This window comes from Leclercia sp. 119287, from assembly GCF_009734485.1.
GTDB lineage: Bacteria > Pseudomonadota > Gammaproteobacteria > Enterobacterales > Enterobacteriaceae > Enterobacter > Enterobacter adecarboxylatus_C.
In genome coordinates this window covers 3,287,824-3,312,641 of record NZ_CP046445.1, presented here as the reverse complement: position 1 = coordinate 3,312,641, position 24,818 = coordinate 3,287,824, and the positions used below count along the sequence as shown (strand labels likewise).

The following is a 24,818-nucleotide window of genomic DNA, read 5'->3' as shown; positions in this document are numbered from 1 at the left end:
TTCTTGATGTAAGTGGCGAGCAGTTTACACTGCTGGCTGATTTTTCTTGTCTGGATTGCTCTGCATGGAACTCCTGTTACTGGTCTGGCGCCAATACCGCTGGCCGTTTATCGCGGTGATGGCGCTCAGCCTGCTCAGCGCCGCGCTGGGTATTGGGCTTATTGCCTTTATTAACCTGCGCTTAATTGAAACGGTGGACACCACCCTGATGGTGCTGCCGGAATTTCTCGGCCTGCTGGTGCTGCTGATGGCCGTCACCCTGGGTTCGCAGCTGGCGCTCACTACCCTCGGCCACCACTTCGTCTACCGCCTGCGCAGCGAGTTCATCAAGCGTATTCTGGATACCCAGGTTGAACGCGTCGAGCAGCTGGGCAGCGCCTCGCTGCTGGCCGGGTTGACCAGCGATGTACGCTCAATCACCATCGCCTTTGTGCGTCTGCCGGAGCTGGTGCAGGGGATTATTCTGACCTTCGGATCGGCCGCCTATCTGGCCTGGCTCTCCACCAAAATGCTGGCGATCACCGCTCTGTGGATAGCGATCACCATCTGGGGCGGCTACCTGCTGGTGTCGCGCGTCTACAAGCACATGGCGGTGCTGCGCGAAACCGAAGATAAGCTCTATAACGACTATCAGACAGTGCTGGAAGGGCGCAAAGAGCTGACCCTTAACCGCGAGCGCGCCGAGCACATCTTCAATAACCTCTATATCCCGGATGCCCGCGAATATCGCCACCACATTGTGCGGGCCGATACCTTCCACCTGAGCGCGGTCAACTGGTCCAATATCATGATGCTGGGGGCGATTGGCCTGGTCTTCTGGATGGCCAACAGCCTGGGCTGGGCAGATACCAACGTCGCCGCGACCTACTCGCTGACCCTGCTGTTCCTGCGCACGCCGTTGCTCTCCGCCGTCGGCGCGCTGCCGACCCTGCTCAGCGCCCAGGTAGCCTTTAACAAGCTGCGCAAGTTTGCTCTCGCACCGTACAAAGCCGAGTTCCCGCGACCTGAAGCCTTCCCGGACTGGCAGACCCTGGAGTTGCGCAACGTCACCTTCAAATATCAGGACAACGACTTCTCCGTCGGGCCGGTGAACTTAACCCTTAACCGCGGCGAGCTGCTGTTCCTGATTGGCGGTAACGGCAGCGGGAAATCAACGCTGGCAATGTTGCTGACCGGCCTGTATCAGCCCCAGTCCGGCGAGATCCTGCTGGACGGTAAGCCGCTTAGCGCCGAAAAACCGGAAGATTACCGCAAGCTGTTCTCTGCGGTGTTTACCGACGTCTGGCTGTTCGATCAGCTGCTGGGCCCGGAAGGCAAGCAGGCCGATCCGGCGCTGGTGGAGAAGTGGCTGGCGCATCTGCAAATGTCGCACAAGCTGGAGTTGCAGGATGGCAAGATCCTCAACCTGAAGCTGTCGAAAGGGCAGAAGAAGCGCGTGGCGCTGCTGCTGGCGCTGGCGGAAGAGCGCGACATCATTCTGCTGGATGAGTGGGCCGCCGATCAGGACCCGCATTTCCGCCGCGAGTTCTACCAGGTGCTGCTGCCGCTGATGCAGCAGATGGGCAAAACCATTTTTGCCATCAGCCATGACGATCACTATTTCATCCATGCCGACCGCCTGCTGGAGATGCGCAGTGGACAGCTGACCGAGCTGACCGGCGCCGAGCGTGATGCCGCGTCGCGTGATGCGGTGGCACGTACCGCCTGAGTGTCAAAATGCCGGGTGGCGGCTTTGCCGCCCCCCGGTCTGCAACTGCCGATTTTTTGCTCTTCCCGCCGATTCGTTTATTAAAATTTACACAACCCCGCGCTATGCTTAATGCCAACTCATTTAATGGATTTATGATTAATGTCTGCATTAAGCAAAAACAGCGCACGGCTGCGCGATGAAGAGCGTGCGCGCCTGATCTGGCTGATGACCACCGACAAAGCGCTCACCTCCACCCTGCTGGGTAAACTGACCCTGGCTGAGCAATATGATGTCGGGACCTTAGCCGACGATATTGCTGAGGTAGGGGCGCTGGTGGCGCATTTGCCGCCGCCGGATCTGGCCGACACCCTCGAAGCCTTACCCTCGGAAGAGCGCCATGCCCTGTGGCGGCTGGTGCAGGATCACGAGCGCGGTCAGGTGCTGGTGGAGGCGTCCGAGAACGTCTGGGAAGATCTGATCGATGAGATGAGCGACAACGCGATCCTCGACGCGCTGCGTACCCTGGATATCGACGATCAGATTTACCTGGTTCAGCACCTGCCGCGCAACCTGACCGGACGCCTGCTGGCGTCGCTGCCGCCTCAGGAGCGCGCCCGCGTCCACCAGGTCATGCATTATGAGCAGGATCGCGTCGGGGCGATCATGGAGTTCAGCGTGATCACCGTGCGCCCGGACGTAACCCTGGGCACGGTCCAGCGCTACCTGCGTCGGCTCGGCAAAATGCCGAAGAACACCGACAAACTCTTTGTCACCTCCCGGGATAAAACCCTGCTCGGCGAGCTGGAGCTGCAGACCATCCTGCTCAACAGCGCCCAGAGCAAGGTCAGCGAGGTGATGGACCCCCAGCCGATGCTCTTCTCCCCGGAAGATGATGCCGAGAAAGCCGCCCGCACCTTTGAGCGTGACAACCTGCTCAGCGCCGCGGTGGTGGACGCGGTGGGCAAGCTGTTGGGGCGACTGACCATCGATGAGATCGTCGATGTGGTCTATAAAGAGACCGATAACGATATGCGCGCCCTCGGGGGACTCAGCGCGGAAGAGGATGTTTATGCTCCGGTGAGTAAGGCGGTGAAAACCCGCTGGGCGTGGCTGGCGATCAACCTCTGCACCGCCTTTATCGCCTCGCGGGTGATTGACGGCTTTGAACACACCATCTCGCAGCTGGTGGCGCTGGCTTCCCTGATGCCCATCGTGGCCGGCATTGGCGGCAATACCGGCAACCAGACCATCACCATGATCGTGCGCGCCCTGGCATTGCAGCATATTCAGCCGGGCAACTTTACCTTCCTGATTTTGCGTGAGCTGGGCGTGGCGCTGATCAACGGCCTGGTGTGGGGCGGGATTATGGGGGGCGTCACCTGGTGGCTGTACGACGATATGGCGCTGGGCGGGGTAATGACCCTGGCGATGGTACTAAACCTGCTGGTGGCGGCGCTGATGGGAGTGATCATTCCGATGGTGATGACCCGCCTCGGGCGCGACCCCGCAGTGGGGTCGAGCGTGATGATCACCGCCATCACCGATACCGGCGGGTTCTTTATTTTTCTTGGGCTGGCGACGCTGTTTCTGCTGTAGCGGCGCTGCTGCGTCGCAGGCGGGCAGGGAGGATCGCCATGACGATAATCCCGCCCAGCACGCCAATTGCCAGATTGCCGGTTGAGACGGTGGCCGCAACGGTCACCAGCATGACCAGGGTTTCCGCGACGGGCGCGCCTTTCACCGCGGCAGGGCGGATGCTCTGCCAGTTGAAGGTCTTAATGGCAACAATCGCCATGATCCCCGCCAGCACCGCCATCGGGATTTTAGCCATCACGTCGCTCAGGGCAGTGACCAACAGCAGCAGCACCAGCCCGGCGGCGAAAGTGGAGACGCGGCTGCGCCCCTTGCCCATTTCAACGTTAACGATGGTCTGACCGATCATCGCGCATCCGGCGATCCCGCCGAAGAAGCCGGCCATGATATTGGCCACGCCCAGCCCCATGCTCTCGCGGCGCTTGCTGGACGGAGTAGCGGTCAGCTCATCCACCAGTTTTGCCGTCAGCAGCGACTCCATCAGGCCGACAAAAGCAATACTTAGCGCGCAGGGCCAGATAATGCTCAGGGTTTGCAGATTGAGGGGCACCAGCATCTGGGTGATCCCCGGCAGGCCGCCGCCGATAGAGCCTTCGTCGCCGACGGTCGGCAGCAGCTGGCCGCTGGTGACGGTAAAAAGGGTCAGAACCACAATCGCAATCAGCGGGGAAGGAATACTTTTAATGTAGCGGGGCGCCCACAGCACAATCAGCAGGGTCAGGACAAACAGGCCGACAATCAGCGGACTTTTGCTCCAGAAGTGGGGCACCTGGGCAAAGAAAATTAAAATCCCCAGCGCGTTCACAAACCCGGTCATCACCGCCTGAGGAATAAAGCGCATCAGGCGCGCCATCCCCAGCGCGCCGAACAGGATCTGGATCAGCCCCGCCAGCAGCACCGCCGGCAGAATATACTGCGCGCCATGCTGATGAACCATCGGCCCAATCACCAGCGCCACTGAACCCGCGGCGGCGGTCACCATCGCCGGACGTCCGCCCATTACCGACAGCGCCAGACACAGCACCACCGACGCGAACAGGCTCACTTTCGGATCGACGCCCGCCACCACGGAGAAGGAGATCACCTCCGGAATAAGCGCCAGGGCGGTGATCACACCGGCCAGGATTTCACGCGTCAACAGCGACGGAGAACGCAGAACGGCAAGAGTATGGGGAGAAGCGTGTGTTGGAGACATAGTTTTTCGCAGGTTAGTGGCGGTGGGCAGGATCTGTGCGGCCGATCACAAAGGGCAGCATAGTAGCGGGAAAACGCGCGCGTTTCCAGCGCAGCACGTGCCATGTCCCTACAAATACCGCGACATTAATTATCATAATTACAATAATTATTTAACCTTTAAACAATATTTAAATATTGCTACCGTGGCGCCGCACTCGACTTCATCTGCATAAATAGCGAACAATACGCTTATTACGAAGGCATTAATTATGAAAAAAATGACTGCCCTGTTGCTGGCTGCGGCGGCAAGCCTTAGTGCTGCCCCGATGGCGGCGAAGGCTCAGGCATCGCAGGATCAGGAAACGGACGTTCTGTTAATTGGCGGCGGGATCATGAGCGCCACGCTCGGAACCTATCTGCAGGAGCTTCAGCCGGACTGGTCCATGACCATGGTGGAACGTCTGGACGGCGTGGCGCAGGAGAGCTCCAACGGCTGGAATAACGCCGGGACCGGTCACTCGGCCTTAATGGAGCTGAACTACACCCCGCAGAAGAAAGACGGCTCCATCAGTATTGAGAAAGCCGTGGAGATCAACGAAGCGTTCCAGATCTCCCGTCAGTTCTGGTCTCACCAGGTGAACAGCGGCGTGATGCACGATCCGCACAGCTTTATTAACACCGTGCCGCACATGAGCTTTGTCTGGGGCGACGACAACGTTAACTTCCTGCGCGGCCGTTATGCTGCCCTGCAGCAAAGCTCGCTGTTCCGCGGGATGAAGTACTCCGAAGATCACGCCCAGATCAAGGCGTGGGCACCGCTGGTCATGGAAGGGCGTGACCCGAACCAGAAAGTGGCCGCGACCCGTACCGAAATCGGTACCGACGTTAACTACGGCGAAATCACCCGCCAGCTGGTGGGCTCTCTGCAGAAAAAAGAGAACTTCAACCTGTCGCTGAACAGCGAAGTGCGCGGCTTTAAGCGTAACGCGGACAACTCCTGGAGCGTGACCGTTGCCGATCTGAAGCACAATGAAGAAGAGCACGTCATCAAGGCGAAGTTCGTCTTTATCGGTGCGGGCGGCGCGGCGCTGAAGCTGCTGCAGGAGACCGGCATTCCGGAAGCGGATAATTATGCGGGCTTCCCGGTTGGCGGCCAGTTCCTGGTGTCGGAAAACCCGGAAGTGGTGAACCGCCATCTGGCGAAAGTGTATGGCCAGGCCTCCGTGGGCGCGCCGCCGATGTCGGTGCCGCACATCGATACCCGTATCCTTGACGGCAAGCGCGTGGTGCTGTTCGGGCCGTTCGCCACCTTCTCGACCAAGTTCCTGAAGAACGGCTCGCTGTGGGATCTGCTGAGCTCAACCACCACCTCGAACGTGGGGCCAATGGTCGATGTTGGTCTGGATAACTTCGATCTGGTGAAGTACCTGATTAGCCAGGTAATGCTCTCCGATGACGATCGCTTCGAGGCGCTGAAAGAGTACTACCCGGATGCGAAGCAGGCGGACTGGCGTCTGTGGCAGGCGGGTCAGCGCGTGCAGATCATCAAGCGTGACGAAGAGAAAGGCGGCGTGCTGCGTCTGGGCACCGAAGTGGTCAGCGATAAAGAGGGCACCGTAGCCGCGCTGCTGGGGGCATCCCCGGGCGCATCCACTGCGGCACCTATTATGCTGCATCTGATGGAAAAAGTGTTCAAAGACAAAGTCGCCAGCCCGGAATGGCAGGCGAAACTGAAGACCATTATTCCGTCTTACGGTACGGCGCTGAACGGTAACGTTGACGCCACCGAGCAGGAGCTGGAGTACACCAGCCGCGTGCTGCAGCTGAAGTATGAAAAGCCGCAGGCACCGGATGCGGCGCCTCAGGCTCAGCCGCAGGCGACATCCCAGCCGGAAAGCAAACCGGTCGCGGATATCGCGCTCTGATGCAAAAAAGCCGGGTTAAGTAACCCGGCTTTTTTTTAACGCACAACGGCGTTTTCGACCTTCTCATCTGCCTGCCAGACGCGGTATTTCACCTCAACGTTGTCCGGCGTATAGACCACAATCGGCAGCTTACTGTTGTAGCGCAGCAGGCTATGCTCACCCAGATTCGCGGTCACAAATTTGGCGGTCTTTTTCCCTTCCGGGCAGGCCATCATGGTGGAGACCGGCGAGGTGACCTTATCAAAGACGTAATAGTCATAGCCCCAGCCTTCCAGCGTCTTGCTGGTTAACTGCCCGCCGAGGCGGTGCACGTTGCAGTCCACTTCCAGCGTCTGGCCGATCAGCAGCTCAACTTTATAATTCGCTTCATCTTTCTGCGCGGGCAGGTCGATAACCTGGCGCTTCATCCCATGCTCCGCCTGCGGATACGGGGCCGTTTTCTCAAGCGGTTGAGCGGCAGGGGCGGCATATGCGCTGGCGCAGGCCAGTGCCATCAGGGCGACGATGCTTTTAGATGCGTTTTTCACAGTCATTCCTTTTTATGTCAAACGGGTCATGCCTACACTATCATATCTGGTGTTTTTTGCCTGTATTTTATTTTTATCTGGTGTATATCACTGACAATTTGCCTTTGTTGTGGTTTTAAATTCTGGGTTGGTGCCGGAGGGCCGATCGTGGTAGGGTGAGCGGCAATCATTGTTATTCATCTGTGAAGGAATAAATGCATGGTACGCCAAAAACTTAACACCCCGGCGGGAAAAAAATTTCTGCTGGCACTGCTGACGGTGTTTCTGATTGCGGTGATTGGGGTGGGGCGTGTGACGATCGTCGGCGTGGTTGAGCAGTACAACATTCCGTTGACGGAGTGGACCACCAGCATGTTCGTTCTGCAATCGGCGATGGTGCTGGTCTACAGCACGGTCTTTACCGTTCTGCTGGCTATCCCGCTGGGGATCTTTTTCCTCGGGGACAGCGAGAAGCACTGAGTTTTCCCGCTTCGATATTAACGATATTTATTCGCATTCCCTCCTGCACCGTTTTCGGGTTAAATACCTGTTTTCCCGATAGCAGGAGTGGAGCATGGACTCCCGGTTTTCCACGCTGAGCCGGATCCCAAAAGGGGTCTGGGTCGTTGGCGGCGTCAGCATGTTGATGGATATCTCCTCGGAGATCATCCATAGCTTATTACCGCTGTTTATGGTGACCACGCTGGGTGCCAGCGTCATCTTCATTGGTCTTATCGAAGGGCTGGCGGAAGCCACGGCGCTGATCGTCAAGGTCTTCTCCGGCGCCATCAGCGACTATCTGGGGAAACGCAAAGGTCTGGCGCTGCTGGGCTACGGGCTGGGTGCTGCCAGCAAGCCGCTGTTTGCGCTCGCCTCCTCGTCGGGAATGATCCTCGGGGCACGCTTAATCGACCGGGTGGGGAAGGGGATCCGCGGTGCCCCCCGTGACGCGCTGGTGGCCGATGTGACGCCGCCTGAACTGCGCGGTGCAGCCTACGGGCTGCGGCAGTCGATGGACACCCTCGGCGCTTTCCTTGGCCCGCTGCTGGCCGTGGGCATGATGCTGTTGTGGAACGACGATTTCCGCACTATTTTCTGGATCGCCGTTATTCCCGGCGTGCTTGCCGTCGCGCTGCTCTTTTTTGGTCTCCATGAACCCGCCTCTCCGATTGCGCACAAGCGTACCAATCCAATTAAAAAAGAGAACCTGAAGCGCCTCGGCGCCAGCTGCTGGTGGGTGATTGGTCTGGGCGCGGTCTTTACCCTGGCCCGCTTCAGCGAGGCATTTCTGGTGCTCCGGGCCCAGCAATCCGGTATTCCGCTGGCGCTCATCCCACTGGTGATGGTCGCCATGAACCTGCTTTACGCCTTTTCGGCCTATCCGTTCGGCAAACTCTCCGATGCCATGAGCCACACCCGTTTGCTGCAGTGGGGGCTGGCGGTGTTGATCGCGGCGGATATTGTACTGGCGCTGAGCACCCACTGGGCGGGGATCATCATCGGCGTGGCGCTGTGGGGCATCCATATGGGAATGACTCAGGGGCTGTTGACCGCGATGATTGCAAAAACGGCACCCGCCGATCTGCGCGGTACCGCCTTTGGCCTGTTCAGCATGGTGAGCGGCGTGGCGCTGCTGATTGCCAGCCTGGGAGCGGGCATTATCTGGGAGACGTGGGGCGCGGAATACACCTTCTATGGCGGAGCGGCGATTTGCATCGTGACGCTGGCGTACCTGCTCAGGCGTCCGGCGACCTTGTAAAGCGTACAATAGCGGAAAAGTATTCAGTAAAAAATTCGGCGAGTTAGCACCGTTTTGTTACCAATGTGGTCCTTTCTTTCAGGAGATTTTTATGAAAAGGACCGCACTTTATACTGCGCTGGCGTCAGCCCTGCTGCTGCCGTCACTATACGCCCATGCCGGCCCGCAGGCGCACGTCGTCTGCGCTTACAACCACACTCTGGGCGATGACGCCATCATGATGTTTGGCAAAGTCAATCAGGCGATGTGGCACGGCTTTTTCGGTAATACCCACACCGATGCTTACTCCTCTTATGATTTGCTGCGCCAGCAGCCAGAAACCACCTGTGATAACAAAGCCGACAGCTCGGCTTACTGGGTGCCCTCCCTGCGTCTCCCGGACGGCACGGTGGTGAAGCCGGCGTATCAGAAAACCTATTATCAGGCCAATAACGTCGATCAGTACCCGCTCAGCCCATTCCCCGCCGGGCTGGAGATGCTGGCAGGCGATCACCATGGTACGAAACCCAACTCGCGGATCACCTTTTTATGCGCCAACGGTAAAGGTTACACAAATACAGTGGGTGAAGTCTGTGGGCTGAGAAAAGCCAATGATGCCGTGCAGTTTAATATCGGGATCCAGTTCCCCAACTGCTGGGACGGCATCAACCTGAAGCCGCACCACGGGATGGCCAATGCCGTTTACGATGTGAAAGGGCAGTGTCCTTCCGGCTTCCCGGTGAAGCTCCCGACGGTGAACATGAACGTGGCCTGGGTGCTGCACGGCATCACCTCTCTGGATACGGCGAAAGCGCAGCTGTCGCTTGATCCCACCATGAATGGCGATGCGCGCGAGGAGCACTGGGGCAGTCTCTATACCGCTCATGCCGACTTTATGAACGGCTGGACTGAAGATGCGGCGCGCTTTATGACCGAGATGTGCATGAATCAGGGCATGGATTGCGGCACCAACGTGCCTTACGGCTATTCGAAGGCGCTGGCGAACGTCTGGGTGAGCAGCGAGACGCCGAGCACGCCGGTTCCGACGGCGCAGACCCTGTTAATCCAGGATAACTGGAAAAACGGCGGCCGTACCCGTAACGTGGAGACCATGAGCCTGGTGAAATTTAAGATCCCTGCGCTGCCGGCCGGCCAGGATCCCGCCCTCTTCAAATACAAGATCCGCATCTATGGCGGGAAAGTCGAAGCCAACGGCGCGGATCAGATCTTCTTCTATCCGGCCAGCAACGACTGGGATCCGGCTACCGTCACCTGGAAAACCCGGCCTTCCTGCAACTACAGCTCGGATGCTGTCCTGTATCTCAACAACAAGCGTGAGTACCGGATGGTGGATGTCGATAAGGCGGTGCGTAAAGCCCTGGCCGCAGGCAAGACGGAAATCTCCTGGTACATCGGTGGCGACCGTCAGGGCAACCACTATCAGTTCAGCCCGGCAGATTCAAAAGAGAGCCTGCTGCTGATGCTGACCGGATACAAACATACCCCGGAAATCTAACCAGCAGGATGCCATGCAGCAGCCGGCCCGCTGACGGGCCGGTTTTGTCTTTCTTTACAAATGCTTACACTTATCACGAGGGTAAGCAAAAGACATTCAATTCAGTTGGTTACAAATACGACCGGCTCACGCTTATTTCATTTGAAACACCCATCAAACGCGTTGAAATCAAAAAATACTCTTTAATCATCAACGGCCTGGCATCTCTCCCTGATTCATATCAATAACTTATTAGTTTCCCTTTAAAACAATTTCGTTTGTGAATCACAGCACGCAATGCTAATTTTCATCGCGAATTAACACTGTGTGGTTTTTAAACAGCGTAAAGCACTGTTCAGAGTGCGGCTGACTCTCTGTTTTTCAGCATCTTTCTTTATATTTGGTGGGTACGGGTATGGTTAAAAAATTACTGATCGCTGTTGTGCTTTCCTCGTTAGTCTCCGGGCCAGCAATGGCAATTAACGCCAGTTTCCGCGAGCAGCTTATCCGCTCCGGGTGTAATCAGCAGACTGAGATGGACGGCAGCTGTGATGTTCATAAAACCAAAGCGGAGAACCAGAAATCCGCAGAGCTGAACAATTTTCTGCGCGACAGCGTTCGAGGGCAAAAGGTTGATGCAGCTTACAGCGCGCTTGAGGGATATGGTTTTAAAAATACGCAGCCTTTGACCTGGATAAAGGGTAAGCAAAAGGTGATCCTGAAAATCGATAACGCTGATGTGGTGACCAGCGCCACCGTCGCGCACTGATTCAGTCTGAAAAATTGAATGCCCTCACAGCCCCTTTAGGGCTGTTGCTCAGGCATAAAAAAACCAACCGCAACGGGTTGGTTTTTTTTGGGATTTTTGGTCGGCACGGAGAGATTTGAACTCTCGACCCTCGCCACCCCATGACGATGCGCTACCAGGCTGCGCTACGTGCCGACACGTAAAATTTATACTACCCATTTCCGCGTTTAATGCAAGGCCAGTTCAGGCTAACTGATTAATTTTAAATCAATTAGCAATAAACCGTTTTTCATCCGTCAGCACCTGTAACAGCAGGCTGAGCTGTGGCGTCTGGTCGTTAAGTTTCTCACCCTGCGGGTTATAGGTTTTGTAGCTGCCGTTGCTGTTCAGTACCAGCGTCAGGGCTGGCGTCGTGACGGCCAGCGTATTGTTGCTGGCGGCCGTCACCCAGTTATGGCGACGTGTGGCGCTGAACAGATCCTGACCCTGGGAATACTCGTTGGCAGGCGTACTGACGTGGAGCAGACGCTGCATCAGGGTGGTCATCACATCCTTATGATCGGTCAGCATGTTAATACGCTGCGATGGCGTGCCCGGCCAGTGGATCACCAGCGGAACGTGCAGGCGAGGGCGCGACCAGTCGACATCATTGCCCTCGTTGCCCAGCGGCACGCCGTGACCGGCAGTGATCACCACCACCGTATTCTCCAGCTTGCCGGACTCACGCAGGGCATCCAGCACCCGGGCAATCTGCGCATCCACATCACCTGCCGCCTTAGCGTAGCGGCGAGCAAAGGTTTTCTGGTTGCTGTCATCCAGCGTGGTGCCGTTGAGGGCAACCCACGAGAACCAGCGGTTATCGTCCTGCGCATAGCGGTTCAGCCAGTTGATCCACTGTCCGGCGGTCTGTGCGTCGGACTGGCTCTGCGTCGTCGGCAGCGAGAAGTCGGACAGCAGCGCCTGGCGGTACAGCGGGCTGCTGAAGCCATCAGACGAGAACAGCCCCAGCTGATAACCCTGCTGGTTCAGGCCGGTGATCAGCGCCGCCGGGATACGCGACGACAGCACGCCGTCCATATAGCCCGGCGAAATACCGTAGAACAGGCCGAAGATCCCGGTATCGGTGGAGTTACCGGAACTCATATGTTGGGTAAAGTTGATGTTCTTATCGGCAAATTCCGCCAGCGTCGGCATCTGCTTCTCAAAGCGCGAGTAGTTCAGCCCGTCGACGGTGATCAGCAGGACGTTCTGTCCCTGGCCCATGTCACGGTAGCGCAGATCGCTGAGCGGATACTGCACCGATACCGCTTCGGGATCGCCTTGCTCAATCAGGCGGCGCTGGTACTCCTGCGCATCCAGCAGGCCGTGTTTCTCAAGGAAGCGACGGGCGGTCATCGGATAGGAGAGCGGCAGGTTCGCGCGCTGCATGGTGATCGGCCGATAGAAGTTGGCATCTGCCCAGATATACATGAAATGCGAGCCGATAAAGGCCACAAAAAACAGGGCGGCAACCGGTTTGGCGTAGCGACGACGGCGCGTCAGGCTGCGCAGCTTTTGCCAGCTCCAGGTAGCAAACAGCATCTCAATCAGCAAGATAATCGGCACGCTGATAAACATCAGCTGCCAGTCACGAGCCGTTTCGTTCTGGTCGGGGTTAATCACCAGTTCCCAGACGACAGGATTAAGATGGAGATGGAAACGGGTAAAGACCTCGCTGTCGATCAGTAACAGCGTCATGCCTGCGGTGGCGAGGATGGCGGAGACAAACCGCATCAGCCGCTGCGACATGACGACAAACGTCAGCGGGAACAGGATCAGAAGATAGGTCGAGAACACCAGAAAGCTGAAATGGCCAATGACGCTCATCCAGGAGTAGATACGCCCGGCAAGCGTGGTTGGCCAGTCGGCGACAAACAGATAACGACTGCCAAGCACCATCGCCAACAGAATGTTGAACAGGGCAAACCAGTGCCCCCAGCTAACCATCTGGGAGACTTTTTCACGGTAGCGCTGACGATTCGTCACCATAAACTGTCGTTCGTTTCCCTTAGTGCGCCTGGTCGTCGTTAACCGAGGACTGTAAGGCCTGGGCGAAAGATTTCGCGATCGCCTGGCGCTGGGCCGGCGCAACGCTGGTATTGATAAGGTTCGTCACCATATTTCCCAGAACCATCAGGGAAAGGTCGGTTGGCGCCTTATGTTTTTCCAGTACGTTGAGCAGCTCACTGAGCATTTGTTCAACGTGTTCATCACTATAGCGGGAGAGTTGTGGCATAAATCGAAATCTGTTTGTGGAGGAAAGGGCAACATATTACCGTAGCAACAGCTTTTTTTCCCCTTTTTTATCTTCGGTTGCATACATGACTGGCGGGTGGTTGAATACGGCCCGGTCTAAAAGGAGAGTTTATCATGAGTCTGGATATCAACCAGATTGCCCTGCACCAGCTTATCAAGCGTGATGAGCAAACCCTTGAGCTGGTGCTGCGCGATTCGTTACTGGAACCTACGCCTACTGCGGTTGACATGATCGCGGAGCTGCACCGGGTTTACAGCGCCAAAAACAAAGCCTATGGCCTGTTCAGCGAAGAGAGTGAACTGGCGCAGACGCTGCGCCTACAGCGTCAGGGCGAAGAGGATTTCCTCGCCTTCAGCCGGGCCGCTACCGGCCGCCTGCGCGATGAGCTGGCTAAATACCCGTTTGCCGATGGCGGGATCGTCCTGTTCTGCCACTATCGCTACCTGGCGGTGGAGTATCTGCTGGTGGCGGTGCTGAACAACCTGAGCAGCATGCGCGTCAATGAGCAGCTGGATATCAGCTCCACCCACTATCTGGACATCAACCACGCGGATATCGTGGCGCGGATCGATTTGACCGAATGGGAAACCAATCCGGAATCGACCCGCTATCTGACCTTCCTGAAAGGGCGGGTAGGGCGCAAGGTTGCCGACTTCTTTATGGATTTCCTCGGCGCCAGCGAAGGTCTGAACGCCAAAGCGCAAAACAAAGGCCTGCTGCAGGCGGTGGATGACTTCACTGCCGAAGCCGAGCTGGACAAGTCCGAGCGCCAGAACGTGCGTCAGCAGGTGTACACCTACTGCAACGAGCAGCTGCAGGCAGGGGAAGAGATCGAGCTGGAGTCGCTGTCAAAAGAGCTGGCAGGCGTCAGCGAGGTGAGTTTCCAGGACTTTACGGCGGAGAAGGGCTACGAGCTGGAAGAGAGCTTCCCGGCGGATCGCAGCACCCTGCGTCAGCTCACTAAGTTTGCCGGCAGCGGCGGTGGGTTAACCATAAACTTTGATGCCATGCTGTTGGGCGAGCGCATCTTCTGGGATCCGGCGACCGACACGCTGACCATTAAAGGCACCCCGCCGAACCTGCGCGACCAGCTACAGCGTCGCACGTCCGGCGGTAAATAACGGCCATAAAAAAACCCCGCAATGCGGGGTTTTTTCTCAACCTGTTAGCGATTACGCGCGAACGAAGTCGATGTGAGACAGTTTTGGCTTGAACGGGTGACGCTGAACAGCCTGAACCTTCACTTTTTCTTCTTTACCGTCAACAACCAGGGTCAGAACTTCGCCGTAAAAACCAGGCTTGTCCTGCAGGTTCCACACTTTGTCGTGGTCCAGTTCGATTGCGATCGGAGCAGCTTCGCCGCCATAGATGATGGCAGGGAATTTGTTTGCTACGCGCAGGCGGCGGCTCGCACCCTTGCCCTGCTCTTTACGTGCTTCTACATTGATAGTTAACATTGATTTCTCTCTGTACATATTATTCCTGCTACAGGCGACCCAGCAGCAGGTAAGTGTTCTGCCTCACGGATGTGAAGCGGGCGGCATTTTATACTCAAATGGCCCGCACATCAATGAAAAGTCCCTTTATCCACGTAATTCGTTGGCCCGGCGATAGCGGCCTTCATAATCGAAAACCTTCTCGCGTACCTGCCAGAACTGCCCTTTTTTGCGCGCAACCACAAAGTCAGGGGGGCGCAACAACGGCTGCTGATGGACGATGTCCGCCGCGGTGATCCAGCGCAGCGGCACCCCCGGCGTGCGGGTATGCGGGCGGATAAACAGCTGCTCAAAGGCGGTACGCTGGGCGGGCGTCTGCAGACGGAAGCGCTCACTCACATCGGCTCCATCCTCATCGTAATAGGTGATTTTCAGCCATTCGCCTTTCTCATCCGCGCCCTGAGCCAGCACCATCCCGCTGCAGCGCAGCACCAGCGCATCCTTCAGCTTCAGGGCCGCTTTCAGCATATCGTCGGGATCGACCAGCACCGTATCGCAGGCGCGGCAGCGGCGGGCGGCAATATCGTTTTCGGCGTTACACTGCGGGCAGTTTTTAAAGCGGAAGCGGTAGTCGCACTGTTCGCGATGGCCCTCGTCATCTTCAAACCAGCCCTGACAGCGGCGGCCAAAGTGCTCAATCAGGGTGCCGTCAGCGGTGGTTTTGCCCCAGAAGGTGTTGGCAAACCCGCAGCCGGGACAAAATACCTGCACGGGAACGTTGTCACTTTTTCCCTTCGGCGCGCCCACTTCCGGGGCGTACAGGTCGTGAGGGTTCCCGGCGTAATCCAGAATCAGGCAGTCGGTTTTGCCGGGGGCTAAGCGCAGGCCGCGGCCCACGATCTGCTGATAGAGGCTGACGGATTCGGTCGGACGCAGAATAGCGATCAGATCGACGTGCGGAGCGTCAAAGCCGGTCGTCAGCACTGACACATTGACCAGATAGCGGAACTGCTGCGCCTTAAAATCTTCTATCAACCGGTCGCGCTCGCTGCCCGGCGTTTCGCCGGTGATAAGCCGGGCCTCGCTGGCGGGCAGAAGGCCGGTGATTTCCCGGGCGTGCTCGACGGTGGCGGCAAAAATCATCACCCCTTTGCGTTCGGCGGCAAATTCCATAATCTGGCTGATGATGTGTGGGGTAATGCGATCCTGTTTTTTCAGCTCGCGGTTGAGATCCGCCTCGCTGAACAGGCCGTTGCTCTGCACCTGTAAACGGCTGAAGTCGTACTGCACCACCGGCATGTCCAGCCGCTCCGGCGGCGTCAGGTAGCCGTGTTTGATCATGTAGCGCAGCGGCAGCTCGTAAATGCAGTCGCGGAACAGCGCCTTTTCATTGCCGCGCACCATGCCGTGATAGTGAAAGCGGTAGATCCAGCCTTTGCCGAGGCGGAACGGGGTGGCGGTGAGACCCAGTAGACGGATTTGCGGATTCACGCTCTTCAGGTGAGTCAGGATCTGCTGGTACTGGCTGTCGTCGTCATCGCTGATGCGATGGCACTCGTCCACGATCAGCAGCGAGAACTCGCTCTGAAATTTGTCCAGATTGCGCGCCACCGACTGCACGCTGCCAAACACCACCTTGCCGTGGCTCTCTTTACGCTGTAAACCGGCGGCAAAAATATCGGCCTCCAGGCCCAGCGCCAGATACTTGGCATGGTTCTGCGCCACCAGCTCTTTGACGTGCGCCAGCACCAGCACGCGGCCGCGCGCCAGGCGTGCCAGTTCAGCGATCACCAGGCTTTTTCCCGCACCCGTGGGCAGGACGATGGCGGCCGGTTCTTTATGCTGGCGAAAGTGGGCGAGGGTGGCGTCCACGGCTTCCTGTTGATAGGGGCGAAGTGTAAAGGTCATGGTTACTCAGCTTTGTTATCCCGCATATAGTATGCCACGAAACTTTTTCCCTTGAGTGGCGCACAGAGCCCGTTATACTGGGCTGTTGTTAACTGCTTCTTTTCCGGGCGCCCCGTCCGGCTCCCGGCACCTTTAAGGCTAAAATTATTTCATGCGACTTGATAAGTTTATCGCTCAGCAACTCGGCGTAAGCCGCGCTATTGCTGCGCGTCTGATTCGCGGCAGCCACGTTACCGTGGATGACGACATTGTGCGAGACAGCGCGTTCAAACTCCAGCCTGAGCATCAGGTAGAATATGAAGGCAATTCGCTGACTCAGCAGAACGGCCCGCGCTACTTCATGCTCAATAAGCCGCAAGGCTATGTCTGCTCGACCGATGATCCCGATCATCCGACCGTGCTCTATTTCCTCGACGAACCCGTGGCGCACAAGCTGCACGCTGCCGGGCGTCTGGACATCGACACCACCGGCCTGGTGCTGATGACCGACGACGGCCAGTGGTCGCATCGTATTACCTCCCCGCGTCACCACTGCGAGAAAACCTACCTGGTGACTCTGGAATCCCCGGTGAGCGACAGCACGGCAGAACAATTCGCCCATGGCGTCCAGCTGCATAATGAAAAAGATTTGACCAGGCCTGCCGTGCTGGAAGTGATCACCCCTACCGAAGTGCGTCTGACCATCAGCGAAGGGCGCTACCACCAGGTAAAACGCATGTTTGCTGCCGTGGGAAACCACGTTGTTGGTCTGCATCGCGAACGGATCGGAGAGATTGCTCTCGACCCGGAACTTGAGCCAGGCGAATACCGCCCGTTGACGGAAGAAGAAATTGCCAGCGTTGGCCTCTCTTCTCGCTAATTTCAGGAGCTAACTGTGACCACCAGGCCACACTCGTCGTTCAGCATTGTCTTTATCCTTGGCCTGCTGGCCATGCTGATGCCGCTGTCCATCGACATGTATCTGCCCGCGCTGCCGGTGATCGCTGAGCAATTTGGCGTACCGGCCGGTAGCGCCCAGATGACCCTCAGCACCTATATCCTCGGCTTTGCCCTCGGCCAGCTGCTGTACGGACCGATGGCCGACAGCCTGGGCCGCAAACCGGTAATACTGGGCGGGACGCTGGTGTTTGCCGGCGCGGCGGCGGCCTGTGCGATGTCGCAGTCCATCGATCACCTGATTGTGATGCGTTTCTTCCACGGCCTGGCGGCAGCGGCGGCCAGCGTGGTCATCAATGCCCTGATGCGTGATATCTACCCGAAAGAAGAGTTCTCCCGCATGATGTCCTTCGTCATGCTGGTCACCACCGTTGCGCCGCTGGTGGCGCCGATGGTCGGGGGCGCGGTGCTGGTGTGGTTCAGCTGGCATGCGATTTTCTGGATCCTGGCGCTGGCGGCCCTGCTGGCCTCGGCGATGATCTTCTTCTTTATAAAGGAAACCCTGCCCGCTGAGCATCGGCAGAAGTTTCATATCCGCACCACGCTCGGCAACTTTGCGTCACTGTTTCGCCACAAGCGCGTGCTGAGCTATATGCTGGCCAGCGGCTTCAGCTTTGCCGGGATGTTCTCCTTCCTCAGCGCCGGGCCTTTTGTCTACATCGAGCTTAACCACGTCTCACCGCAGCATTTTGGCTACTACTTTGCGCTGAACGTGGTGTTCATCTTTGTGCTGACGATGATTAACAGCCGCTTCGTTCGCCGGGTAGGGGCGCTGAACATGTTCCGCATCGGGCTGTGGATCCAGTTCGTGATGGCGATGTGGATGGTGGTGACCGCCTTCTTCGACGTGGGCTTCTGGACCCTGGTAGTGGGTATCGCGGCCTTTGTCGGCTGTATATCGATGGTGTCGTCCAACGCGATGGCGGTGATCCTTGATGAGTTCCCGCATATGGCCGGGACCGCCTCTTCCCTTGCGGGGACTTTCCGCTTCGGTATCGGGGCCATTGTCGGGGCGCTGCTCTCCCTGGCGACCTTTACCAGCGCCTGGCCGATGCTGTGGTCAATTGCCCTGTGCGCTACCGGTTCTATTCTTTTCTGCCTCTACGCCAGCCGACCACGAAAAGCGGTCAAATAAGGCACAAAAAAGGGTCCCGACGGGGCCCTTTTTTGATGCCGGTCAACCAAAACAGGTTTCGTTGACGCCATGTTTGTTTCTTTTATGTAAAATATATTTGTGTAAATAGTCACAGCTTTGTACCTAAAAAGGTTGTGTTAGATCACAGAAACGGGTACATATAGCGCCGCCATCGATCTGAAACACTGACAAAAAGCCCTGAGAAATAAGACGCCAGAGCCCGTGGTAACTGGGTGTAAGCGTTTTCTTACTCAAAATAGAGCAAGTGTTTAATGATGTGTTACTATAAATGTAAATAGATTGTGAAGTATATTTTGCTTCCGGGGAACAAACGTGAATACATTACAGCTCTCCATTATCCATCGCTTGCCGCAGAGCTATCGCTGGTCGGCGGGTTTTGCAGGCTCGAAGGTTGAACCGATTCCGCAAAACGCTGCGAACAGTGACAACTGTCTGGTGGCGCTCAAGCTGCTGGGGCCGGAAGAGGGCAACGCATGGCCGGTGATGGAAAAGCTGAGCCAGGCGCTGACGGATATTGAGCTTTACAGCTCGGTCCTGGAGTGCGAAGGCGAGCCGTGCCTGTTCGTGAAAAGCCAGGACGAATTCGCGGCAACCTGCCGCCTGAAAAACTTCGGTGTGGCGATTGCCGAATCCGTAGCAGGTCAGGATCCTGTCTGAGCGTCAGCGTAACGCTAATAGCTGACGCGTGTACTCCTGCGTCGGCGCGGCAAACACGCGCTGACACTCCCCTTGCTCGACCACCTCTCCCTGCCGTAACACAATCACCTGGTGACAAAGCGCCCGTACCACCTGTAAATCGTGGCTGATAAAGATATAGGCCAGCCGGTGCTTTTGCTGGAGCTCCTTCAGCAGCGCCAGAATCTGCGCCTGCACGGTTTTATCCAGCGATGAGGTGGGTTCATCCAGAATAATGAGCTCCGGGCGCAGGATCAGCGCGCGGGCAATGGCGATGCGCTGACGCTGGCCACCGGAGAAGGCGGCAGGATAGCGATGCCGGGTCTGCGGATCCAGCCCCACTTCGCCCATTACCCGAATCACTTCCTCTTCCCGCGCCTTAAGGCTGAGCTCGGGTTGATGCACCCGCAGACCCTCCTCAATAATTTGCTGCACGTTGAGACGTGGATTCAGGGAGGAGTTCGGATCCTGAAACACCACCTGCATCCGGTGGCGGACGGGCAGCATCTGTCGGCGATCCCAGCGGTGCAGCGGCCGCTCGTCAAACACAATCTCCCCTTTCGAGGCGATCAGGCGCAGCAGCGCCAGCCCGGTGGTGCTCTTGCCGGATCCGGATTCGCCCACCAGCCCCAGAGTTTCGCCGGGGCGTAACGTAAAGCTGACGTTGTTCAGCACCTGCTTGTTGTCCACCACCCGCCGCAGGAGGCCTTTGCGCACCGGAAACGCTACCGAGAGATCTTTTACGCTCAATAGCGGTTGCGCAACGTCCGGCAGCGGAACGGGATCCCCGGCGGGCTCGCTGTTGAGCAGCCGCTGGGTATAGGGGTGCTGGGGGGCGGCAAGCAGCGTCGCGGCCCGGTTCTGTTCCACGCAGCGGCCGTTTTGCATCACCGCCACCCGGTCGGCCAGCTTTTTCACGATGCTAAGATTGTGGGTGATAAACAGCAGGCTCATGTTCAGTTCGTCGCGCAGCTCGCGTAACAGCTGCAGGATCTGCGCCTGCACCGTGACGTCCAGCGCGGTAGTCGGTTCATCGGCAATCAGCAATTCCGGGCGGGTCAGCAGCGCCATGGCGATCATCACCCGCTGGCGTTCACCGCCGGAGAGCTGATGCGGAAAATCACCGAGCCGTTTTGCGGCATTGCGGATCCCGGTGCGTTCGAGGCAGTCGAGCATCTCCCCGCGCGCCGCCTCTTTACGCATCCCGCGGTGCAGGGAGAGCACCTCATAGAGCTGTTTTTCCAGGGTATGCAGCGGGTTAAGCGATACCATCGGCTCCTGGAAAATCATGGCGATCTTGTTGCCCCGCACCCCGCGCAGGGTACGCTCGTCGGCATGCAGCAGCGACTGGCCATGGAACAGGATATCGCCCTGGGGATAGACCACCGGCGGGGCGGGGAGCAGACGCAGAACCGAGAGGGCGGTGACGCTCTTCCCGGAGCCCGATTCCCCCACCAGCGCCAGCGTTTCCCCTGCATCTATTTGCAGGGAGATATCGTTGACCACGGTGCGCAGCTCGCCCTGCTGGCGAAAAGCGATGGAGAGAGCGTCGATGTGAAGCAGAGGCTGGGTCATCTTAAACCGCCTTATTCGGATCAAAGGCATCGCGGACCGCTTCGCCAATGAAAATCAGCAAAGAGAGCAGCACGGCGACGGAGAGAAAGGCGGCAATCCCGAGCCACGGTGCCTGGAGATTGTTTTTTCCCTGTAACAGCAGCTCGCCCAGCGACGGCGACCCCAGCGGCAGGCCGAAGCCGAGGAAATCGAGCGAGGTGAGGGTGGTGATGGAGCTGCACAGAATAAACGGCAGGAAGGTCAGGGTTGCCACCATGGCGTTCGGCAACATATGGCGGAAGATGATCCCGCGATCGCTCACCCCCAGCGCCTGAGCGGCGCGGATGTAGTCGAAGTTGCGGGTGCGCAGGAATTCCGCCCGCACGACGCCCACCAGCGCCATCCAGCCAAAGAGCACCGTAATAGCCAACAGCCACCAGAAGTTGGGCTGAACCACGCTGGAGAGCAGAATAATTAAGAACAGCGTCGGCATCCCGGACCAGACTTCGATAAACCGCTGCCCCCAGAGGTCAATCTTCCCGCCGTAATAACCCTGAATCGCTCCGGCCAGTACGCCCATCACGCTGGAAAACAGGGTCAGCAGCAGGCCAAACAAAATGGAGATCCGCGTCCCGTAGAGAATACGCGCCAGCACATCCCCACCGTTGGCATCGGTGCCGAGCCAGTTTTGCGCCGAGGGCGGAGACGGGAACGGCGTGATGGTGGCAAAGTTAATGCTGGTGGCGCCAAAGCGGACCGGCGTCCACAGCACCCAGCCGTGCTCGCTAAGCTGCGCCTGCAACCACGGGTCCTGATAATCCGCTGCGGTGGCAAAAGGGCCGCCAAAATCGCTTTCGCTGTACTCTTTCACCACCGGAACGTACCAGCGATCGTTAAAGTGCACCAGCAGCGGCTTGTCGTTGGCAATGAGTTCCGAACAGAGGCTCAGGGCGAAAAACAGGGCGAAAATCCACAGCGACCAGTAGCCGCGGCGATTGTCACGAAAGCGAGCCCAGCGGGCCTGGTTGATGGGGCTTAAGCGCGGCATCAGCGACCCTCAAAATCAATACGCGGATCGACCAGCGTATAGCAGATATCGCTGAGGATATTCAGCAGCAGGCCAATCAGGGTGAAAATATAGAGCGTGCCAAACATCACCGGATAATCCCGCGAGACGGTGGCCTCGTAGCCCAGCAGCCCCAGGCCATTGAGCGAGAACATCACCTCAATGAGCAGGGAGCCGGTAAAGAACATGCTGATAAAGGTGGCAGGAAAACCGGCGATCACCAGCAGCATGGCATTGCGAAAAATGTGTTTCCACAGGATGCGTCGCTCGCTCACCCCTTTGGCGCGGGCGGTGACCACGTACTGCTTGCGGATCTCGTCGAGGAAAGCGTTTTTGGTCAACATGGTCAGGGCCGCAAAGCCGCCGATCACCGTCGCCAGCACCGGCAGGGTGATGTGCCACAGATAGTCGGTGATCTTCTTGTACCACGGCAGGCTGCTGAAATCGGTCGACACCAGCCCGCGCAGCGGGAAGATATCGAAGTAGCTCCCGCCGGCAAAGAAGACGATCAGCAGCACGGCAAACAGGAACGCCGGGATCGCATAGCCAACAATAATGAAGGTGCTGCTCCAGATATCGAACCGGCTACCGTTATCCATCGCTTTGCGGATGCCGAGCGGGATCGAGACCAGATAGATAATCAGGGTGCCCCATAGCCCCAGGGTGATGGAAACCGGCAGGCTCTCTTTAATCAGATGCAGCACCGAGGCGCTACGGAACAGGCTGTCGCCAAAATCAAAGCGCAGATAGTCCCCCAGCATTTTGAAGTAACGTTCGTGGATCGGCTTATCAAAACCGTAGCGCTGGGTGATCTCGGCGATCACCTCCGGATCCAGGCCGCGCCCGCCGCGATAGTGGCTCTCATTGATATTGCCGACCCCGGTGCGGGCGTGGCTGGCGCGCATGCCTTCATCGCCCCCGCCGGGCATCGTCCCGCTGTTACCGAATTCGATGGCGGCAATCGCCTGATCCACCGGGCCGCCCGGGGCGATCTGCACGATAAAAAAGTTGATGGTGATGATCGCCCACAGGGTGGGGATCACCAGCAGTAAACGACGAAGTAAATAAGCGCCCATTGCGTATCCTTAACGCCGTTCGGCGGGTAATTTCGCCGCTCTGTTAACGTCATACCACCAGTTTTCAAACCCGAGAGCATAGACCGGACGCTGGGCAGGAAGGGCGAACTTATCCCAGCGGGCCACCCGGTCCTGGCCCATAAACCACATTGGCAGCATGTAATAGTTCCAGGTCAGGACCCGATCCAGCGCCCGCCCGAGGGGTAGCAGCTTCTCTTTATCGCCCTGCGCGGCAACGATCTGCGCAATCAGGGCATCGACCGCCGGGTTTTTCACCCCCGGCGCATTATAGGTTGAGTCAATGTATTCTGAGGACCATGAGATCTGCAGGTCAGTCCCGGGCCAGGGCATCGCCCGCCACAGGCGCGGCATCATATCGTAATCGCGGTTGCGCATCCGGTTGGTGGCTTGAGAATTATCCACCTGGCGGATGTTCATGGTAATGCCCAGCCGCTCAAGGTTGTGCTGGAACGGCAGCACCCACTGGTTATTGCCGCCGGAGGCCAGCAGCAGTTCAAAGCTGAGCGGTTTACCGGTTTGCTTGTTGACCCGCTGCTTATTTTTGATTTCCCATCCGGCCTCATCCAGCAGCTGGCTGGCCTTCAGCAGGTTGTTGCGATCGTAGCCGTCGCCTCCAGAGACGGGAGGCCGGAAGACGCGGGTAAAGACCTCCGGTGGAATAGCGCTTTTCAACGGCGCGAGAAGCGTCAGTTCTGCGGCATCCGGGTAGCCCTTCGCCGCATACTCCGTGTTCTGGAAATAGCTGTTAACCCGGCTGTAGGCGCCGTAGAACAGCGCCTTGTTCATCCACTCAAAATCAAAGGCGAGGGTAATGGCCTCGCGGACGCGGCGATCGCTGAATACCGGGCGCTGAATATTAAACGCCAGCCAGCGCGTGTCCTGAGCGGAGTCGTTTTTCAGCGCCTCTTTCACGATAAAGCCGCGGTCAAAGTTTTTCCCGGTGTAGCGCGTGGCCCAGTTTTTGGCGCTGCTTTCGACCCGCATATCAAAGGCACCCGCTTTAAAGGCTTCGAAGGCCACATTGTCGTCCAGATAGTAGTCGTAGCGCAGGGTGTCAAAATTCCAGCGGCCCCGGTTCACCGGCAGGTTGGCCGCCCAGTAATCTTTCACCCGGGAGTAGATCAGATACTGTCCCATCCGCCAGTGGGTGATGCGATACGGCCCACCCGCCAGCGGTGGAGTGGCGAGCGGATCGCTGAGCTTGTGGTCTTTCCAGAACTTTTCGGGCATCACCGGCAGGGTCAAGAGGCTCAGCATGTCCTCTTTATTGGGTTTAGGCAGCGTGATGCGCACCGTCAGCGGGGCGATGGCCGTCACCGTCGCCCCTTTATAGACCAGCCGGAACTGCGGCACTCCTTCGGTCATAAATTTATGGAAGGTGAAGGCCACGTCGCTGGCCTTCACCGGCGTGCCGTCATGAAAGCGCGCCAGCGGGTTGATGGTCAGCTCCATCCAGGAAAAATCATCGGCGTAGCGTGCCTGCTCTGCCACCAGCGGATAGTAGCTGCCGGGCTCATCGTCAGAGGTGGTAAAGAGGGTATCGTAGAGGGCGTCGGTGCGCTCGGCCGCCACGCCGCGCAGGGCGTAGCGGTTGAAGTTGTCGAAGGTGCCAATGGCTGCAAGAGTAACGCTGCCCCCTTTGGGCGCGGCAGGGTTGACGTAGTCGTAGCGATCGAAATTGATGGCATATTTCGGCTCGCCAATCACCGCGAACGCGTAGCTCTCTTTGATGGTTTGCGCCTGGCCGAGTCCACTCATCATCGCCATCAGCAGCACTACTATGCGCACAATCATTCCGCTACGTTTTCCTCTTACAGTCTGGC

20 protein-coding genes, 1 tRNA gene and 1 pseudogene are annotated in these 24,818 nt (G+C 57.8%); 11 read left to right on the top strand and 11 right to left on the bottom strand.

The window, feature by feature from the left end; all coding sequences use genetic code 11:
• Positions 1-64: 64 nt before the first annotated feature.
• A complete protein-coding gene (locus GNG27_RS15980) occupies positions 65-1,708 on the top strand; it encodes a multidrug ABC transporter permease/ATP-binding protein (RefSeq protein WP_142486516.1) in 1,644 nt (547 codons plus the stop codon).
• A 141-nt stretch (positions 1,709-1,849) separates the two neighbouring features.
• Entirely contained in the window at positions 1,850-3,286 is a 1,437-nt protein-coding gene (gene mgtE, locus GNG27_RS15975) for a magnesium transporter (RefSeq protein WP_142486515.1), read from the top strand.
• Here mgtE and GNG27_RS15970 read toward each other — a convergent pair.
• Positions 3,249-4,539, bottom strand: a pseudogene (locus tag GNG27_RS15970) (SulP family inorganic anion transporter). The gene mgtE and the pseudogene GNG27_RS15970 overlap by 38 nt on opposite strands.
• A 189-nt stretch (positions 4,540-4,728) precedes the next feature.
• Between GNG27_RS15970 and mqo the strand changes: the two are divergent.
• Entirely contained in the window at positions 4,729-6,384 is a 1,656-nt protein-coding gene (gene mqo, locus GNG27_RS15965) for a malate dehydrogenase (quinone) (protein ID WP_142486513.1), read from the top strand.
• A 35-nt stretch (positions 6,385-6,419) separates the two neighbouring features.
• On the opposite strand, the gene eco is transcribed toward mqo, so the two are convergent.
• Positions 6,420-6,917 carry a serine protease inhibitor ecotin gene (eco, locus tag GNG27_RS15960; protein WP_142486512.1) on the bottom strand — a complete coding sequence of 166 codons (498 nt, stop codon included), beginning with the start codon at positions 6,915-6,917 and terminating at the stop codon, positions 6,420-6,422.
• Between the two features lie 192 nt (positions 6,918-7,109).
• On the opposite strand from eco, the gene GNG27_RS15955 reads away from it, so the two are divergent.
• From GNG27_RS15955 to GNG27_RS15940, 4 genes are all read left to right on the top strand, one after another.
• Positions 7,110-7,370 carry a DUF2534 family protein gene (locus GNG27_RS15955; RefSeq protein ID WP_142486511.1) on the top strand — a complete coding sequence of 87 codons (261 nt, stop codon included), beginning with the start codon at positions 7,110-7,112 and terminating at the stop codon, positions 7,368-7,370.
• Between the two features lie 94 nt (positions 7,371-7,464).
• Positions 7,465-8,649, top strand: coding sequence for an MFS transporter (locus GNG27_RS15950; RefSeq protein ID WP_156264266.1), 1,185 nt, complete (start codon positions 7,465-7,467; stop codon positions 8,647-8,649).
• Positions 8,650-8,740: 91 nt separating this feature from the next.
• A complete protein-coding gene (locus GNG27_RS15945) occupies positions 8,741-10,144 on the top strand; it encodes a DUF1996 domain-containing protein (protein ID WP_156264265.1) in 1,404 nt (467 codons plus the stop codon).
• Between the two features lie 394 nt (positions 10,145-10,538).
• Positions 10,539-10,892: a hypothetical protein gene (locus tag GNG27_RS15940; RefSeq protein WP_142486508.1), complete on the top strand. Its 354-nt coding sequence runs from the start codon at positions 10,539-10,541 to the stop codon at positions 10,890-10,892.
• Positions 10,893-10,989: 97 nt separating this feature from the next.
• On the opposite strand, the gene GNG27_RS15935 is transcribed toward GNG27_RS15940, so the two are convergent.
• The 3 genes from GNG27_RS15935 to GNG27_RS15925 form a co-directional block, all read right to left on the bottom strand.
• Positions 10,990-11,066: transfer RNA gene (locus GNG27_RS15935), tRNA-Pro, on the bottom strand.
• Between the two features lie 72 nt (positions 11,067-11,138).
• Complete coding sequence (yejM, locus tag GNG27_RS15930) at positions 11,139-12,899, bottom strand: LPS biosynthesis-modulating metalloenzyme YejM (RefSeq protein WP_156264264.1); 1,761 nt, start codon at positions 12,897-12,899, stop codon at positions 11,139-11,141.
• Positions 12,900-12,918: 19 nt separating this feature from the next.
• Entirely contained in the window at positions 12,919-13,146 is a 228-nt protein-coding gene (locus GNG27_RS15925) for a YejL family protein (RefSeq protein ID WP_032612681.1), read from the bottom strand.
• Between the two features lie 134 nt (positions 13,147-13,280).
• Here GNG27_RS15925 and yejK point away from each other — a divergent pair, with 134 nt between their 5' ends.
• A complete protein-coding gene (gene yejK / locus GNG27_RS15920; RefSeq protein ID WP_156264263.1) occupies positions 13,281-14,288 on the top strand; it encodes a nucleoid-associated protein YejK in 1,008 nt (335 codons plus the stop codon).
• 51 nt (positions 14,289-14,339) lie between these two features.
• Here yejK and rplY read toward each other — a convergent pair whose 3' ends face one another.
• Together rplY and GNG27_RS15910 are read right to left on the bottom strand one after the other, a co-directional pair.
• Complete coding sequence (gene rplY, locus GNG27_RS15915) at positions 14,340-14,624, bottom strand: 50S ribosomal protein L25 (protein WP_106995380.1); 285 nt, start codon at positions 14,622-14,624, stop codon at positions 14,340-14,342.
• A 126-nt stretch (positions 14,625-14,750) separates the two neighbouring features.
• Positions 14,751-16,511, bottom strand: a complete 1,761-nt coding sequence (locus tag GNG27_RS15910) for a DEAD/DEAH box helicase (protein ID WP_156264262.1) — start codon at positions 16,509-16,511, stop codon at positions 14,751-14,753.
• Between the two features lie 151 nt (positions 16,512-16,662).
• Here GNG27_RS15910 and rsuA point away from each other — a divergent pair, with 151 nt between their 5' ends.
• From rsuA to GNG27_RS15895, 3 genes are all read left to right on the top strand, one after another.
• Positions 16,663-17,370: a 16S rRNA pseudouridine(516) synthase RsuA gene (gene rsuA, locus GNG27_RS15905; RefSeq protein ID WP_142486505.1), complete on the top strand. Its 708-nt coding sequence runs from the start codon at positions 16,663-16,665 to the stop codon at positions 17,368-17,370.
• A 15-nt stretch (positions 17,371-17,385) separates the two neighbouring features.
• A complete protein-coding gene (locus GNG27_RS15900) occupies positions 17,386-18,582 on the top strand; it encodes a Bcr/CflA family multidrug efflux MFS transporter (RefSeq protein WP_142486504.1) in 1,197 nt (398 codons plus the stop codon).
• 333 nt (positions 18,583-18,915) lie between these two features.
• Positions 18,916-19,260: a YejG family protein gene (locus GNG27_RS15895; protein ID WP_142486503.1), complete on the top strand. Its 345-nt coding sequence runs from the start codon at positions 18,916-18,918 to the stop codon at positions 19,258-19,260.
• Positions 19,261-19,263: 3 nt separating this feature from the next.
• Here the strand turns inward: GNG27_RS15895 and yejF are convergent, their stop codons facing one another.
• Genes yejF through GNG27_RS15875 form a run of 4 tightly spaced genes read right to left on the bottom strand, consistent with a single transcriptional unit; the run spans position 19,264 to position 24,789 of the window.
• The gene (yejF, locus tag GNG27_RS15890) at positions 19,264-20,853 is read right to left on the bottom strand and encodes a microcin C ABC transporter ATP-binding protein YejF (protein WP_156264261.1); all 1,590 of its coding nucleotides are present in this window, start codon (positions 20,851-20,853) and stop codon (positions 19,264-19,266) included.
• Position 20,854: 1 nt separating this feature from the next.
• Positions 20,855-21,880 (bottom strand): ABC transporter permease, encoded by a 1,026-nt coding sequence (locus GNG27_RS15885; RefSeq protein ID WP_142486501.1) that lies wholly within the window; start codon positions 21,878-21,880, stop codon positions 20,855-20,857.
• Positions 21,880-22,974, bottom strand: a complete 1,095-nt coding sequence (locus GNG27_RS15880) for a microcin C ABC transporter permease YejB (RefSeq protein ID WP_156264260.1) — start codon at positions 22,972-22,974, stop codon at positions 21,880-21,882. The genes GNG27_RS15885 and GNG27_RS15880 overlap by 1 nt, the downstream gene beginning before the upstream one ends.
• Positions 22,975-22,983: 9 nt before the next feature.
• A complete protein-coding gene (locus GNG27_RS15875; protein WP_156264259.1) occupies positions 22,984-24,789 on the bottom strand; it encodes an extracellular solute-binding protein in 1,806 nt (601 codons plus the stop codon).
• Positions 24,790-24,818 lie beyond the last annotated feature (29 nt).